Below are 465 nucleotides of genomic sequence, written 5' to 3'. Positions count from 1 at the left end.
ACAAGGGTGTCATCGCCTGCTCCACCTGCGATCTCGAGGCCACCACCGTGTCCATCCAATGATTCAATCTCAATATTGCTGGCTTTAAATGTGCCGGCAAAACTCGAATCTATATAGAAGTCCGGGGTATCACCGCTGTAGGACGTCTCACGGACTACATCACCGTTCCTGAGGTACTTCACGCTGCCATTGTTGACTTCAATACTGAGAACATCCCCTTTAGCAAGTGCACTGACCCGCCCTATGGAACGGCCATTTTCGTAGATGTAGAGGTTGGTATAAGACACATAGAGCGCGTAGTCGATATCGGTATAAGAGGCCGTGCTCTCTGAGCGAGCCAGACCAATCATTGAAGACGCCGTTTCATTGACGGTCATATTCAGTCGATAGTGGTCGGTAAATCCATATTCTGACATGCGTTTGGAGTTAGCCTGCTTGTTCCAGCCACCCCCCGTTGACGATAAC

The 465-nt window shown here is 49.9% G+C and carries 1 protein-coding gene; it reads right to left on the bottom strand.

Translation table 11 applies throughout. The features are described from left to right. Positions 1 to 465 (bottom strand): hypothetical protein (locus A8L45_RS24900; RefSeq protein WP_175402089.1); only part of this gene is annotated, 465 nt, incomplete at both ends.

Source organism: Veronia pacifica, from assembly GCF_001707825.1.
Lineage (GTDB): Bacteria > Pseudomonadota > Gammaproteobacteria > Enterobacterales > Vibrionaceae > Veronia > Veronia pacifica.
The sequence above is the reverse complement of the archived record's forward strand: the minus strand, read 5'-3'. Positions and strand labels throughout refer to the sequence as shown.